Genomic DNA, 15898 nt, shown 5'->3' with positions numbered 1-15898 from the left:
ACGTTGAGCAGGGGACCCGGGGGCGACAGGAGAGCCCCTTCACGTACTGGCCCCCTGAAGGGACAGCGTCCCCGATGTCCGACAGATCCATGGAAGTCGCCACGCTCCAGGAGAGCGTGAACTCGACAACGCGTACCGCTGCCGTCGAGCGGCGGGCCGGCCTGCTCGACGCGGTGGCACGGTGGTCGTACCGGCATTGCTGGTGGGTGCTCGGTTCGACGGCCTGCCTGCTCACGCTGTGCGCCGTGGTGGGCCTGAGCACGGGCGGCCGGTGGTCCAATGGCGGCTACGTCGCGGAGGGTACGGCCGCTTGGCGAGCCGAGACCGCGGCTCGACCGTTCGCAGCGAGTACGCCCGATCTCATCCTGTATGCCCGGCCCGGCCGGTCGGTCGACGTGCCTGACGTGGCGGAGCAGGGCCGACGGGTGACCGAACTGGCCGCCCGGTCACCCGGTGTCGGGGTCGCACTGTCGTACTGGAGTGCCGAGCTGGGCCCGTTGCGTTCCGCCGACGGGCGCGGCGCGCTGCTGCGGATCGATCTCAAGGGTGACGACTCCGAAGCGGCCCGCACGGCCCGTGACCTGGTTCCGTCTCTGCAAGCCGCCGCTCCCGGGCTGAATCTCGCAGCGAGCGGCCCGGCCTGGGTCAACGTCACCGCTACCGATCAGGCGCAGCGAGACCTGTTGCGCTCGGAGCTGTTCAACCTCCCTTTGGTTCTCGTGGTCCTGGTGCTGGCCTTCGGCTCCCTGGGTGCCTCGCTTGTGCCCATGGTGATCGGGGCAACTGCCGCGTCGGGGGCCCTGGCCGTGCTGACGGTCGTGACCCGGCTTGCGCCGGTGTCGGTCTTCGCCGTCAACCTCGGTTGTGCCCTGGGATTCGGTCTGGCCGTCGACTACGCGTTGTTCACCCTCTCCCGGTATCGGGAGGAGCGCGCCCGTGGACTGGGCACCGAGGAGGCGGTGGGGCGGGCGATGTCGACCACCGGCCGGGCGGTGGTCTGCTGCGCGCTGACCATGGCGTGGTGCATGGCGGCGTTGCTGGTCTTCCCTTTGGGGCTGATCCGCTCGCTGGCGATCGCATCGCTGGTCGTCGTCGCACTCTGTGCCCTGGGCACCCTGTTCCTGCTCCCTGCCATGGTGGCCGTCCTGGGCGCGTGGATCGACGGACGGGCCGCGTCCCGACGTCTGCGCCGCTGGCGGGCCGTCACCGAGTTGTCGGTCAGCCCGGCCTGGCGACGCGTCGCCGTCACCGTGACCAAACGGCCCTTGCTGTGGGGGGTGGCGGGCTCCGTGCTGCTTGTCGGGCTGGCGATGCCCGTCATAGGGCTGCGCCCGGCTTTGATGGACGAGACCATCCTGCCGCCTCGCGCCGAGGCGCGAGCTGTCGCGGGAGCCATCCGCGGTGACTTCCCCTATTCGCCCGACCGGCAACTGACGGTGGTGCTGCCGCGCACGGATCCGGTGGCCCAGGCGGCAGAATTGGACGCCTATGCCCGGTACGTGTCGGCGCTGCGTGGCACAGCCCGAGTGAGCACCATCGCGGGAGAGTATGCCGACGGAAGGCTCGTCGAAGCCCGGCACGCCGAAGGGGCCGCCAAGCGCGGCACACTGGTGGTGGTGTTCGCGCGGGGGCCCGCGCAGTCCCGCGATACCGCCGGGCTGGTCGATGCCGTACGCGGCGCTCCCGCCCCAGGGCCTGCCCTGGTGGCGGGGACCGCTGTGCAGCTCGCCGATACCAAGAAGGCTGTGACCGACGCGCTTGGCTGGTGGGCGGCACTGATGCTCAGCGGTGTGTTCGTCATGCTGCTGGTCTTCACCCGGAGCCTGTTGGTCGCTTTGAAGGCCGCGGCCCTCGGCGGGCTCAGCATTGGAGCGGCGCTCGGGCTGATGGTGCTGCTTTTCCAACGGTGGCAGCTCCTCGGGCCTCCCGCCGGAGGGGGCGAGGGCGCGCTGGAGATCACCATGCCGCTGCTGGCCGCTGCCCTGGCGTTCGGGCTCTGTGTGGACTACGAGGTCTTCCTCGTCTCCCGGATGGCGGAGGAGTGGCGGCGTACGCGCCGGAACACCGCATCCATCGTGTTCGGCATCGAACACACCGGCCGGCTGTTCACCGCCGCCGCGCTGGTGGTGGCTGTCAGCATGGGCGCGCTGATGGTGTCGGAGGTCAGCCTTCTGGTGGTACTCGGGGCGACCATGGCCGCCATCGTGATTCTCGATGCCACCGTCGTCCGGGGTGTCCTGGTTCCTGCAGTGATGCAGCTGGCGGGCCGGGCGAACTGGTGGACACCAGCACCCCTCGGCGGACGCGGTCTGCCTGCGCGGCTGCCCGAGCGGAGGCAGGGGGATCGCCAGCCGGTGACCAGGCCGAAAAGTCACACGAAGGGGTGACGGAGGGGACCATTCGAGTGAAGGACGTCGTGATATGCCCGGCGGCCGTTGAAGACTCGCAGTGATCTTCTTCCTATCTCCGGATTACTCATCATGAGGAGCCCCATGGCCGAGCTCGACCACGCCGTCGCCGTGATCGGTACCGCCTGCCGACTGCCGGGTGGCATCAGCGACCTGGGCGGGCTGTGGACCGCATTGGTCAAGGGCGAGGATCTGGTCGGGGAGGTTCCGCCGGACCGGTTCGACAGGGCGGACTTCCTGGACGGCGGTCGGCGCCGACCCGGTCGGTCCTACACCGTGGCCGGCGGCTTCCTACCGGACATCCAGGGCTTCGACTGCGAGTTCTTCCGAGGCATCTCCCCACGTGAAGCGCTGCACATGGATCCGCAGCAGAGGCTGCTGCTGGAGCTCGCCATTGAGGCGCTCGACGACGCGGGCGTGGACCCGGCGGCCTGTGCCGGGTCCGACGGCGCCGTCTTCGTCGGCTGCTCCAGTCACGACTTCGGTCGCCTGGCCCAGGGCAGGCCCGAGGTGAGCGACGTCTACTCGATGTCCGGTACCGCCCTCGCCAACACGGCCAACCGCATCTCACACCTACTGGACTGGCACGGGGAGAGCTTTGCCCTCGACACGGCCTGCTCCTCGGCGCTGACCGCAGTCCACCGGGCCTACGAACACCTGCGTGCGGGCCGTACACGGCTGGCGCTGGCCGGCGGCGTCAACATTCTCCTCGACCCACGCGTGTTCGCCGGGTTCTCCGCCGCGTCGATGCTCTCGCCGACGGGCCGGTGCCGCGCCTTCTCGACCGACGCGGACGGCTATGTCCGCTCCGAGGGCGGTGGCCTGCTGCTGCTGAAGCGGCTGCAGGATGCCATGACCGACGGTGACCGTGTCCATGCGGTCATCCTCGGCAGTGGCGCCAACAACGATGGCCGTACCTCGGGCATCGCCCTGCCGAACGGGCAGGCACAGCAGCACCTTCTGACGTCCACCTATGCCGAGGCGTCCGTGCATCCGGACCGCCTCGTCTACTTGGAGGCCCACGGTACGGGCACCGCGATCGGCGACCCGATCGAGTGCGAGGCAATTGGCCGCGCACTGGGAACGCGGCGTTCGGTCGGCCCGCTGCCCGTCGGCTCGGTGAAGACCAACCTCGGGCATCTGGAGCCGGCCTCCGGAGTCCCCGGACTACTGAAGGCGATCCTGGTGCTGCGGCACGGCATGGTGCCGCCCACGCTGCACGCGGAGCCGCTGAACCCGCGCATCGGCTTCCAGGAGCTCAACCTCAGCCCCACCGTCCGGCCGCACCACGTGGAGGTGTCTCCTGCCGCCGTGGTCGGGGTCAACTCCTTCGGCTTCGGCGGTGCCAACGCCCATGTGTTGGTTGGACCGGCTCCCTGCGGCTCCGGCCCGCGGCCGACGGGCAAGGGCCCGCTGCCGGTGATGGTCACCGCCCGCGGCCAGGGGGCTCTGGCCGAGGCGTGTGGCCGGCTGGCCGAGAGACTGGAACACGCCGATACGAGCGCCTTCTACGGCATCGCGCATACCACCGTTCACCGTCGGGCCCGCCACGACCACCGCACCGTGGTTGTGGCCGAGACCGCCCAGGAGGCCGCGTCCGCACTGCTGGGGGCCGCCCGTGGCGAGCGTCCGGCACCGGGTGCGGCCACGGCCAGGGCCGTCGAGCGCGGCCGTGTGGCGTTCGCGTTCTCCGGCAACGGGTCGCAGTGGCCGGGCATGGGTGCGGAGCTGCTCCGTACGGAGCCGGTTTTCCGGCGGGCCGTACAGCGCGTCGCTCAGGCTTTGGATCCGCTGCTGGGCTGGTCGGTGGTCGACGCGATGGCGGTGGGCGATGCGGAACGTCTGAAGTCGACCCAGGTCGCGCAGCCGCTGCTGTTCGCGTATCAGCTCGGTGTCGTCGAGGTGCTGCGTGCCCGCGGTGTGCGGCCGGAGGGGGTCGTCGGCCACAGTGTCGGGGAGATCGCCGCAGCTTGCGTGGCCGGAGCGCTCGATCTGGCGGCCGCCGCGCAGGTGGTCGCCGCAAGGAGCCGGGAACAGGAGGCCACGGCCGGCAGGGGACGTATGGCGGCCGTCGGGTTGCGCGAGGAGGAGCTGCGCTCGGAACTCGCGCGGTTCGCCCTGCGAGTGGAATTGGCCGGTGTCAACAGCCGTACGGACAGCACGGTTGCCGGACCGGCCGCCGATGTGGCGCTCCTGAGGGAACGGTTGCAGGAGCGTGGTGTGTTCGCGCGCGAGCTCGACCTTGACTACGCCTTCCACAGCTCCGCCATGGACCCGATCGAAAAGCCCCTGAAGCGTGCACTGGCCGGTCTCTCGTCTGCCGAGCCGTATCTGCTGTTCGCCTCCACCGTGACCGGGGGCGTCCTGGCCGGCTCCCGGCAGTTGGACGCCGAGTACTGGTGGCGCAACGTCCGCGAACCCGTGCAGTTCGCCCCGGCCGTCGAGACGCTGGCCGCCGAGGGTTTCGACGTCTTCGTGGAGATCGGCCCGCATGCCGTTCTCGGTCCCTACCTGCGCCGTCTGGCGCAGGGCGGCTCCTCGCCCTGCGAGGTGGTGAAAACCGGCTCCCGGCGTGCCGACGGTCCGGCCGCCTTCAGGGGCACGGTGGCCCACCTGCTGGCCGCCGGCGCTGCGGTCGCCACCGCGGAGCACTTCCCCGAACCCACCGCGCCCGTTGAGCTGCCCGCCTACCCTTGGCAACGGGAGCGGCACTGGCTCGCGGAACCCAACTGGTGGTCGGGGATCGTCAGCGATGGAATGGCGCTGCACCCTCTTCTCGGCCAGCGCGCCGTCACGGCCGAGCCCGCCTGGCACGGCGTACTGAGCACTGTGCGCACCCCGTGGCTGTCCGATCACAGGGTCGGCCCTACCACTGTCCTCCCGGCCACCGGATATCTCGAAACCGCGCTCGCGGCCGGTCAGCAGCTCCTCAACACGACCGAGCTTGAGATCACCGACCTCGCCGTCACCAGCGCCTGCGTCCTGCCCGGGCAGGACAGCACGGACGACCTGCTCCTGCAGACCGGAGTCGAACCGCGGACCGGTACCGTCACGATCTCCAGCCGTACCGGACCGGACGGGGCCTGGCAGCACCATGCCCAAGGGCGGGTACGCCGCCTCCTGCGCCCGGCGCCCGCCCTGCTCGACCTGACCGCTCTGCGAGGCCGGCTCCGCCCCGACCCACTGCCCGCGGACGCGCACTACCGGGGCCTGAGCGCCAGCGGCATCACGCACGGCCCGGCCTTCCAGGTACTGACCGAGTTCTGGCTCGGCGAGGGGGAGCTGCTCGCCTCCTACCGCACCGACCAGAACACGGATGGCTACCTCACCCACCCGGTGGTAACCGACGGCGCCCTGCAGGCCGGCGCCCCGCTTCTTGCCGCGCTTACGGGGGACGCGCTCTTCCTGCCCGTCCAGCTGACGGCCGTACGGCTGTGGCAGCCACCGGCTTCTGAGGGCTACTTGCATCTGCGGCTCGTCAGGGCGAGCAGCCGGGAGGCCGTCTGGGATGTCGCGCTGACCGATCGGGACGGCAGGGTCTGCGTGCAGTTGGAGGGTTGCCGGCTGCGCCGCTTCGACCAGCACGCCGGTGACCCGGCCGCATTGCAGGAACTCGTGCTCCGCGCCGCCCCGCGGGACGCCGCAGCGCCTGTGCGGCTGCCGGCTCCCGCCGAACTGCTGACGCGCACTGCTTCCGCACGGGAGTGCCTGCGCAACCGTAGCGACGACCGCTACGACCAGGTGACGGCCCGCACCGGGCAGGTCGCGGCGCTCTTCGCCCGGCAGGCGGTCGACGCGCTTCTCCCGGGCCAGTCCGAATTCTCGGTCGACGACCTGTGCACGGGGGGTGCGCTGCCAAAGTTCCGGCCCTACCTTCACCGGCTGGCCGGCACCATGTGCGCGTTCGGTGTGGCCGAGCCCGTGGCCGAAGGCCGCTGGCGGCTCACCGAGGCATCCGCCGCCGCAGACCCGAGGCAGCTGGCCCGTGCCCTGATTGCCGACCTGCCCGAGGCGCTGACGCTGGCGCTGCCGGGTCTGCGCTGCGGGCTGCGTCTGCCCCGGTTGCTGCGGGGAGAGAACGATCCTCGGGAGGTCCTCTTCGGCGAGGCGGACCAGCACTTCCTCACTCAGCTCTACGGCAACGCGCCGCACCTGCGCCTGCACAACGCCTATGCCGGTCAGCTGCTCGGCGCGATGGTCGAGCACTGGCCCGGCGACCGGCCGTTGCGCATCCTCGAGGTCGGCGCCGGAACCGGCGGCATGACTGCCGCGCTGCTGCCCTTGCTTCCCCCCGAACGCACCCGTTACCAGTTCACCGATCGCTCGGCCGGCTTCCTGGCCAGGGCGAAGGCTCGTTTCGCCGCGTACGACTTCGTCGAGTACAGCACGTTCGACATCGATGGCGATCCCCGCGAACAGGGTGTGCTCGAGAACCACTTCGATCTGGTAGTTGCCGCCAACGCGTTGCACACCGCGAAGGATTTGGGCGCGGCTGTCGACCGGATCGGGGCACTGCTCGCCGACGGGGGGATGCTGCTCGCGCTGGAAAGCCACGACAGTGACTGGGTGTCCACCTTCTTCGGCGCGCTGGACGACTACTGGGACTACACGGACACCGACCTCCGCAAGGATTCGCCCCTCCTCCAGCGTGAGCAGTGGAAGAGCCTGCTCACCGCGCACGGATTTGACGCCGTAGCCTGCACCGGCGAAGCACCGGACATGACATGTGCGAGCGACTCGGTGATCCTGGCCCGCCGCACGGCGGCAACCCTCCCCTCCTGCCGTCCGCCCGCCACCACGCCAACCCCGGCCGGTAGGTGGCTGGTGGCGGCGGACGTACCCGGAGACCTGCCCGGTCGGCTCGCCGACGAACTCGGCACCCGGCCTCTGGCGCTGGAGGAGCTGGACTGGGCGGCGAAGATGCCGTCCGAGCCGGACTGCGCTGTACGCATGGTCCTGCTCCTGGACGTGCCCGGCCCGGGGTCCGACCCGGCCGCCGACATCACCAGCGCGGCCTGCCGCATCCGTGAGGTGATGGCCGGACTCAGCACCCGACAGGACGCCGCGCTCTGGCTGATCCTGCCTCCGACCGGCATCTTTCCCGCTCCCGAGCGTCCGCAGACGCCCGAGGCGGCAGCGCTGTGGGCGCTCGGCCGCACGGTCGCCAGCGAATACCCGGCCATCAAGGTGCGACTAATTTCTCTGGAGCGTTCCGACGATGCTCATCGGGATGCGGCCCGCCTGCTCACCGAACTACGCGAGCCCGACTCCGAAGCCGAGATCGTGCTGACCCGCGGTGGCCGGTTCGTCCCCCGCTTCACCACGGCAGCATCACCGCTTCGCCGGCGGAGCGACGGCTACCGGCTGAGCCTGCGTGACCCCGGCATGTCCCACCGCCTGGTCTGGGAACCACAGGCCGTCCCGAGTCCGGGGGCCGGCGAGGTACTGGTCGCTGTGCGGGCCGCAGCCCTGAACTACCGCGACGTCATGCTGGCCACCGGCCTGATCCCGGACGACCAGCCGGTCCCCGGCCGCCAAGAAACCTCCTTGGGCCTGGAAGGCGCCGGAGAGGTGGTCGCCGTTGGGGCGGGAGTCAACGGGCTCGTCCCCGGGGACCGGGTCTTCGGCACCGGCGTCGGCTGGTTCTCCTCCCACGTCACTCTGCGAACCGAACAGCTGGGCCGCATTCCGCAAGGAATGTCCTTCACCGAGGCGGCCACCCTGCCCGCGGTCTTCCTCACCGTTCAGTACGGGCTGGAGAACCTGGCCCGCCTACGAGCGGGGGAACGGGTACTGGTCCACGGAGCGGCCGGCGGTGTGGGGCTGGCCGCCCTGCAGTACGCAAGGTCAGTGGGCGCCGAGGTCATCGCGACCGCCGGCACGCCGGGCAAACGCGACCTGCTGCGCATGCTCGGTGTCCGGCACGTCCTGAACTCGCGGGACCTGGGCTTCGCCGAGGACGTCCGGGAGCTGACCGACGGCCAGGGCGTCGACGTGGTGCTGAACTCGCTGGCCGGCGAGGCCATCGCCCGCGGGCTGGAGTGCCTGCGCCCCGGCGGCCGGTTCGTCGAGCTGGGCAAACGCGACCTCTACGCCAACACCCCCATGCTCCTCGGACCGTTCCGGCGCAACATCGCCTACTTCGGGGTCGACGTGGCCACTCTTCCCGAACAGCTTCCCGAGGTCGCGGCCAGTGAGTTCACCGAGCTGTGCCGCCGCGTCACCGATGGCCGCTACCGGCCACTGCCGCATCAGGTGTATGCCGCCGACGCGGTGGCCGACGCGTTCCGCTCCCTGCGCCACTCCAAGCACCTCGGCAAGATCGTCATCGATTTGGGCGAGCCGGTCGCGGTCGAACAACCGGTGCCGCCCATGGAACCCGACCCCACCGGGAGCTACGTGGTCACCGGAGGTCTGAGCGGGCTCGGCGCGGCGCTGGCGGAGAACCTGGTGCAGCGGGGCGCCCAGCACCTGGTTCTGGTCGGCCGGCGCGGCGCCGGCTCCCCCGAGGCGCCGGCCTTGCTGGCGCGGCTCGCGGAGGCCGGAGCAGAGGTGACGGTGGTTGCCGCGGACGTGGCCGACCACGAGGCGATGCGAAAGGCGATCAGCGACACGGACGACGCAGGGCACCCAGTGCGGGGCGTCCTGCATGCGGCCATGGTTCTCGATGATGCCCCGCTCGCGCAGCTGACGGCTGAGCGCTTCGACGCCGTCCTGCATCCGAAGGTGCGTGGAGCCGTCGTTCTGTCCGAACTGACCGCGGACCGCGAGCTGGACTTCTTCCAGGTGTGTTCTTCGGTGACCACCCTGGGCGGCAACCAGTTGCAGAGCGCCTACGTCGCCGCCAACGCCTACCTCGAAGCCCTGGTGCGCCAGCGGCGCTCCCAAGGCCGGGTCGGGACCGCCCAGATCTTGGGAGGCGTCGCCGAGACCGGCTTCGTCGTGCGGACCGGCTTCGAACAGACCCTGCAGCGTATGGGTTTCGGTTCGGTCGCCCCGGCGGAGATCTGGCAGGCGTTCGAGCGGCAACTCACCCACGGACCGGACGTAGCGGTGTTCGGCCGCATGGACTGGGAACGGATGGGACAACTGCTCTCCGGGCTGAACCGGCCCGCCTTCGCCGCCTGCGTCCGGGCCACCGGCCGGGCGGGCGTCAGCCATACCGAGGCGCTGCGGTCCAGGCTCGCCGCGATGGCGGACGACGAGGCGGTGGAGACGATCTCCGCAGAGTTGGCGACACTGGTGGCCGGGGTTCTGCAGACTTCGCCCGAGCGTGTCGATCGCACCCGCAAGCTGGACCAGCTGGGACTCGACTCGCTCATGGTCGTCGAACTGTCCGTCCACGTGGACCGCATGCTTGGATGCAACATTCCCGCCCTGGAGTTGATCGCGGCGAGCTGTCTCGACGATCTCGCACGCCGCGTCCTGCCCATGGTGACCGGAGGCGCCCGATGACCGGCGTACCGGACCGCCCAACGGTGAAACTCGACGAACTGCCCTGGTGGCGTCCCCTGGTGGTGCAGGTAGCCGGACAGGCGCACCCGGAGGACAGCGCACTGGGTGTCTTCGTCCGGCAGCTTGGCGCGGCCTTCGAAGAGCAGGGCCATACCGTGGTCGAGTCCTCACACGGCGATGTCGACCTGCTGCTGATCGTCACACACATCCCCAACGGGCCCGGACCGCTGTGCGAGCGCGTACCCGAACAGAGTCCCCCACTGAGCGCCCGGACGTGCGCTGAGCTGGGGCTGCGCGTGGGCTCGCGCCGGACCGTGGTGATCGCCCAAGTTCCCGAACACCTGGCCGACCTGCGGCACACCCAGGTGGTCGAGATCGGGCGCACCGTCATGGCGCGGACCGCCGCCCCCCGCGTGGTCCTGGTCAACCGTGATAGGCGCGAGGCCACTCTTTTCACCATGGAAGGGGGCCACCCCACCGAGACCGGGGACCTGGCCGACCGGATCCGCGACCGGCTGGTCACCGCCGCCTGCGCACGGGATGTCGGCGACCGCTACGACGTAGTCCACGACGCCCTGCCCCCTACTGCCTGGGCCAACTCCCCGGCCCCCGGCCACCTGACCGATGCCGGGCGGCGGATGGGTGAACTCGACCTGCTCCCCGAGCCGGTACGCATCGACCGCTACGTCTCCGATGCGCTCGCCTCGATGTACCGCGAGTACCTCGGTTGGAAGCGTCTCAGCGAGGGCATGCTGTTCCTCTACGACCCTGGACTCGACGCCGTAGTGGTCACCGCCTCCGGAAGCTGGGACGTCGACAAGCGCGCACTGCGCGAGGACGAGGTCACCGTCCTCCACCCGCACCCCCACGGCGGCCGCCTGCGCGTCCTCGCCCCGGAAGGTGTCGACCCCAAAGGGCCGTCGGTGGAGGCATGGGAGGTGTGCGCCCTCCTCTCCGCTGTTCCCACCGTCCGTCTGAGCCGGTCGGCGGGCGGTCACTGGGTGCTGGATCCCGACGGAGAACGCACCGCCCCGCTCATCCGCGGCGGCGTGCACGCACACGTGGGCGTCAGCTGCGCCGACGACACGGTGATCGAGTCCGTGCCTCCCAACCGTGAGCTGTACCCGTACGGTTTCGGCTGCGGCACCGATCTGGTGGCCGATGTGGCAGCCGACACCGTAGCCCGCTCACGTGCCGTCAACGACGCTTCGGATCGACGGCGGTTCGTGCGCTGGCCGATGCTCTACCACGGCGAGATGGCCGTCGAGCTGTGGAAGCCCGGTCTCCCCGAACAGCCCCTGCAGGGACTGCTGGACGCTTACGCCGAGTCCGTCCGGTACACCCCCGACCACGTCGATCAGCCGCTCTAGCGGCCAGGAGGACAGCCGTGACGATGCCTGCCCGCCCCGAGCCCGCGGCCGGCCACTGGACGGTGCCCGCCGGCGCGGCGAGCACCTTCTCGTGGGCTTACGACGACGGACGCGAACGCCTGCTCGCGCTCTACCAGCGCGGTAAGGACAAGCAGTGGGACGCCGTGCGCAGGATCGACTGGGACCTCGACGTGGACCCAGCTGATCCGCTGGGCACACCTGACGAGGCGCTGCCCCTGCACGGCACCCCCTACTGGGACCGCTTGGGAACCGAGCGACAAAGCGAACTGCGCCAGCACTTCGCCGCCTGGCAGTTCAGTCAGTTCCTGCACGGCGAGCAGGGCGCCATGGTCTGCTCGGCCCGCATCGTGGAGAGCGCACCCGACCTCGACGCCAAGTTCTTCGCGGCGACTCAAACCGTGGACGAGGCCCGACACGTGGAGATCTTCTCCCGTTTCCTGCGGGAGAAGATCGAGCTCAGTTACCCGATCAACGACAGCCTGCGCACCCTGCTGGACGACACGCTGCGTGACTCCCGCTGGGACATGCCCTACCTCGGCATGCAGGTCCTCGTCGAGGGACTGGCACTGGCTGCATTCGGACTGCTCAGGGACACCACCAGCAAGCCTCTCCCGCGGCACCTACTGGCCTACGTCATGCAGGACGAGGCCCGCCACGTGGCATTCGGCCGCATGGCCCTGCGCGACCACTACCGTGAACTGAGCGCGACCGAACTGGCCGAGCGCGAGGAGTTCGTCATCGAGGGCTGCCACCTGATGCGGAACCGCCTGCGCGGCACCGAGGTACTGGAGAACTTCGGGGTGCCGCGCGCCGCGGCCGTCCGCATCGCCGAGGAGAGCAGCTACCTCAGAGCCTTCCGCCGAACCCTGTTCTCCCGGATCGCGCCCTGCGTGAAGGACATCGGGCTGTGGAGCCCTGAGGTCCAGGAGGCGTTCACCGACCTGTGCGACGGAGACGCGCGAGGGAGCGATCTGGACCATCTGATGCGTCAGGACGACGAGATCGCCGAAGCGCTGGATGCGGAACGGTTCGCAGCCGAGGAAGCGGCGCGTGCCGCGGAGATCACCGAGATGGTTGCTCTGGGGGAGGGGAGGCGCACCGGTGCCGCCGATGTATCCGCGTGACGCACGCGGGGGCCACCGGGCTGCCGAAGACCTGACGCACCAGTCCCGCAGGCGCCTCGTGCCCGGCAACGGTGTGCGTCTGACCGCCCTTGTGCGCCCCAACCGTGTCCTATTTGCCTGCGCCGCCGCGCTGGCGTGGTGCTCGACCGGAACCGGACTCGCCCTGCCCTGGACGGTCAGTGAGGTCCTGACCTCGCTCGTCCGTGGCAAGCCGGTGGCTGGCCCTGTCGTCTTGTCGACCGTTGTGACGCTGGCCGCCTTCGAATCCCAGGCCGCCTGCGGCCGGTTGCTGGCCGCGCCAGGGGGAAACTGGTGAAGAACGTGCGTAAACAGGTCATTCGACACGTACTGCGTCTGCCGCTGCCCGATGTCCGGGCGCACGGAGTGGGTGACCTCACTGCCCGGATCACCCACGACACCGCTCTGATACGTATGGCGGCGGAGAGCGGCCTTGTCCACCTTCCGGCGGTGGCGTCCGGTGTCACGGCGTCCTGACGGCCATGGCCTACCTGGACCCGCAGCTCACCCTTCTGGCCGTCGGGGCCTTCGCCCTTGTCGGCGGACCGCTGGCCGGGGTGCTCGTTCGTACCCGACGCGTGGCCGCCGCGCAGCAGGAGGCCACGGCCCGCCTGAACCAACGCCTTCACACATGTCTGGAGATGCTGACGGCCGTCAAGATATACCGTTACGAGACGACGGCCTCCGGAACGCTTGAGCAGGCCTCGGCATCCTTCAGTGTGGTCTCGACAGCGGCCACACGACTGCACTCCCTCATCGGCCCTCCGGTCGGCCTGGCCCGGCAACTGACCCTGGTGGCCGTCACCGTGACGGCCGTCCACCGCATCGGCTCGGAAACCCTGCCCCTGACGGTCTTCAGTACGTTCTTCCTCCTTCTCTGTCTTGCCTCGCCGATCACCGTCGTCGCGCTGGGCAGGGGACACCGAAGAGCAGGGCTGGCCGCCCGCACCCGACTCGAACGTCCGCTCGCCTTCCCGGCCGAGGCGGAGACGCCGTCCGTGCCACCGTCCCAGCCTGCGTTCCGGGCCCGTGGCAGGGCCGGCGGGGCCGTGACGTTCCGCCGTGTCACCTTCTCCCACCCGAAGTCCACCCCAGCGCTGTTCGATCTGTCCTTCACCGTTTCCTCTACCGGCCTGACCGCCCTAATCGGCTCGTCCGGCTCCGGCAAGTCCACGGTGCTCGCGCTGATCACCCGGCTGTTGCACGCCGACCACAGGGAGATCCACGTCCTGGACGAGGACATCAGCGCGTGGCAACTCTCACGGCTACGTCGTCGCATCGTCTACGTAGAGCAACAAGGCACCCTGTGGGAGGGCGCGGTCGGTGAGAACCTGCGCATGGGGTGCGGCCACGGCGCAGGCGACGACGCGCTGCGGGATGCGCTGGATGCGGTTGCGCTCGGCGAAACCATCGAGCGGCTGCCCAGGGTCTCGACATCCCACTGGGCGGCGAACGCCTCCTGTCCGGCGGGCAGCGCCAAGGCCTGTCCCTGGCTCGTGCGCTGCTCACCGATGCCGACCTCTTCCTGCTGGACGAGGCGACGTCACAGCTGGACCCGGCAGGCGAGCAACACGTGCTGCGTACCTTGGAACGAATGGCCGCCACACGTCCGGTTCTCATGGCCACCCACCGTCCATACGTCTCCCCCGGTGCGGCCCATGCCATCACCATCCAGCCACTGCCACACACCGCCGCGAGCCATCACCGGCACGATCGGCTCGCCGGTGTCTCCGGCCACCTCGTCACGCCCGGTAGATCCACCCCGATGCGGCAGTTACCGGCCCGGCCTCAGCCAACCAGTGCTCCTTTCGACGACAGGCACACATGACGCCACAGCAGTCGCACGTCACCGGACCGGTGGACCGCTTCTTTCTCCGGAACGGCATCGCCTGCGGGTATGTGCTGGACTTCGAAGGGCCAGCCCCCACCTTCAAAGCTCTCACGCAGCGTGTCCTCCGACGGGCGGCTTCGAACACGCCGCTCCGCTCGCTGCCGCCTCCGCCCGGTCGGTACCGATGGACCCTAAGGCAAAAGCCACTCCGCGAGGACGTGCACGTGCACCACGTGGTCTGTTCCGACACCGAGGACGCGATGACAGCGGCCATCACCACTTTGCTGGGCCAGCAACTGCCCGAACCCCCGCACCCCCCATGGGACCTGTGGCTGCTGCACGCCCCGGGCGGGCACCGCTTCCGTATCGTCTACCGTGTCCATCACGCCCTTCAGGACGGGGTAGGGGCAGCGCACGCCGTCCTCGCGCTCCTGTCCGACCGGCCGACTCCAGGACCGCGACCGCACCCTGCCGCACTCCCCACCGCGGTGGGATCCCTGCTCGCCGGCCAGTCCTCCCTGGCCGCGCTGCGCCCGGGAAAGGGCTGGACCGAGCTGCGCTCCGCGCCGACGCAGCAAACGCATTGGACCTACGCGGACGCACCTGAGTCGCATCTCAGCGAGCTGGCGAGACGGCACAGTGTCACCGTCAACGACGTGTGCCTGGCCGGACTGGCGGGTGCGCTCGGACGTTGGCATCGCACCCTGTCCCGGACCCCGCATCCGGTCCCGGAGCTACCCGTCCTGGTACCGATGTCCTTCCGCCAAGAACACGAACGGTTCGCGGCCGGCTCGTTCACCACTGCTCACCGAGTAGTCCTTCCCTGCCACCTTGCCGACCTGGAGCAGGCCGTCCGCCACGTCCACGGGCAGACCCGGGCCCTACGTACTCACCGGGTCCGCGACGCCTCCCGACTTGCGCTGCGACTTCTTCCCACAGCGTGGGGTCACCGTGTCGCCGGCGCGGGGATCGGTGAGACAGCGGCTCCGATGTTCGCCAGCAGCATCACCCTGCCTCATGACTTCACCTGCCTGGACAGGCCGGTGAGAGCCGCATCTCTGATCTGCGATCTTTACGGCGGACGGCTGGCGTACATCTCGTTCGTCCGCGCCGCGGGCGTCGTCCGGTGTGGTCTCGTTCACGATGATGCGTTGCCTCGCGCCGCATCGATTCCTGGCCTATGGCGCCAGGCCGTCGGGGCTTGCACCGGGACATCAGAGTACCCAGCGCCTGCGATTGGTACGGGGACAGACAACGAAAGTATCCGCTGATGGGCTCTGTCTCACATTCGGTGGTAACGGAAAATTGGGCTTGATCCGCTGTGACGGACATCCGAGATCAGGGGTTCAGCCCCGGGAGGATGTCCATCATGGGGGCATGGGGAAGAAGAAGCCTCGCCCTCGTCGCTCGTTCAGGCCGGAGTTCAAGGCGGAGACCGTCGAGCTGTGCCGACGTGGTGACCGCTCGGTCGGTCAGATCGCCAAGGACTTCGATCTGACCGAGACCGCGGTGCGTGACCGGGTGAAGCAAGCCGAGGTCGATGCGGGCGAGCGGGACGGCCTGACCAGCAGCGAACGCGAGGAAGTGGCCGCACTGCGGCGGGAGAACCGCCGTCTGCGTGAGGACGTCGGCATCCTCAAGCGGGCCACGGCTTTCTTCGCAAAGGAGACC

At 69.8% G+C, this 15898-nt stretch carries 7 protein-coding genes and 2 pseudogenes; all 9 read left to right on the top strand.

What is annotated here, in order from left to right; translation table 11 throughout:
- The first annotated feature begins 89 nt into the window (after positions 1–89).
- Positions 90–2387 carry an MMPL family transporter gene (locus BN1555_RS00320; protein ID WP_176709901.1) on the top strand — a complete coding sequence of 766 codons (2298 nt, stop codon included), beginning with the start codon at positions 90–92 and terminating at the stop codon, positions 2385–2387.
- Between the two features lie 105 nt (positions 2388–2492).
- The gene (locus BN1555_RS00315) at positions 2493–9863 is read left to right on the top strand and encodes a type I polyketide synthase (RefSeq protein WP_255305791.1); all 7371 of its coding nucleotides are present in this window, start codon (positions 2493–2495) and stop codon (positions 9861–9863) included.
- Positions 9860–11233 (top strand): hypothetical protein, encoded by a 1374-nt coding sequence (locus BN1555_RS00310; RefSeq protein ID WP_093796857.1) that lies wholly within the window; start codon positions 9860–9862, stop codon positions 11231–11233. The genes BN1555_RS00315 and BN1555_RS00310 overlap by 4 nt, the downstream gene beginning before the upstream one ends.
- 23 nt (positions 11234–11256) lie before the next feature.
- Positions 11257–12378 (top strand): diiron oxygenase, encoded by a 1122-nt coding sequence (locus tag BN1555_RS00305; protein WP_093803061.1) that lies wholly within the window; start codon positions 11257–11259, stop codon positions 12376–12378.
- Positions 12365–12694, top strand: coding sequence for a hypothetical protein (locus BN1555_RS38375; protein WP_141662785.1), 330 nt, complete (start codon positions 12365–12367; stop codon positions 12692–12694). The genes BN1555_RS00305 and BN1555_RS38375 overlap by 14 nt, the downstream gene beginning before the upstream one ends.
- 184 nt (positions 12695–12878) lie before the next feature.
- Positions 12879–13805 (top strand): annotated as a pseudogene (locus BN1555_RS41435) (ATP-binding cassette domain-containing protein); the annotation flags it as partial.
- Positions 13739–14224: an ATP-binding cassette domain-containing protein gene (locus tag BN1555_RS41430; protein ID WP_093796855.1), complete on the top strand. Its 486-nt coding sequence runs from the start codon at positions 13739–13741 to the stop codon at positions 14222–14224. The pseudogene BN1555_RS41435 and the gene BN1555_RS41430, both read left to right, overlap by 67 nt.
- Positions 14221–15498 carry a wax ester/triacylglycerol synthase domain-containing protein gene (locus BN1555_RS41425; protein ID WP_093796853.1) on the top strand — a complete coding sequence of 426 codons (1278 nt, stop codon included), beginning with the start codon at positions 14221–14223 and terminating at the stop codon, positions 15496–15498. The genes BN1555_RS41430 and BN1555_RS41425 overlap by 4 nt, the downstream gene beginning before the upstream one ends.
- Positions 15499–15604: 106 nt before the next feature.
- Positions 15605–15883, top strand: a pseudogene (locus BN1555_RS38720) (transposase); the annotation flags it as partial.
- Between the last annotated feature and the right edge of the window lie 15 nt (positions 15884–15898).

It is taken from the genome of Streptomyces sp. Wb2n-11 (assembly GCF_001049855.1).
Taxonomy (GTDB): Bacteria; Actinomycetota; Actinomycetes; order Streptomycetales; family Streptomycetaceae; genus Streptomyces; species Streptomyces altiplanensis.
The sequence above is the reverse complement of the archived record's forward strand: the minus strand, read 5'-3'. Positions and strand labels throughout refer to the sequence as shown.

What these genes read in the sequence shown, in the direction of transcription:
- BN1555_RS38375 (WP_141662785.1), top strand. Translation starts at nt 12,365, where the DNA reads ATGTATCCGCGTGACGCACGCGGGGGCCACCGGGCTGCCGAAGACCTG.
- BN1555_RS00320 (WP_176709901.1), top strand. Translation starts at nt 90, where the DNA reads ATGGAAGTCGCCACGCTCCAGGAGAGCGTGAACTCGACAACGCGTACC.
- BN1555_RS41425 (WP_093796853.1), top strand. Translation starts at nt 14,221, where the DNA reads ATGACGCCACAGCAGTCGCACGTCACCGGACCGGTGGACCGCTTCTTT.
- BN1555_RS00310 (WP_093796857.1), top strand. Translation starts at nt 9,860, where the DNA reads ATGACCGGCGTACCGGACCGCCCAACGGTGAAACTCGACGAACTGCCC.
- BN1555_RS00305 (WP_093803061.1), top strand. Translation starts at nt 11,257, where the DNA reads ATGCCTGCCCGCCCCGAGCCCGCGGCCGGCCACTGGACGGTGCCCGCC.
- BN1555_RS00315 (WP_255305791.1), top strand. Translation starts at nt 2,493, where the DNA reads ATGGCCGAGCTCGACCACGCCGTCGCCGTGATCGGTACCGCCTGCCGA.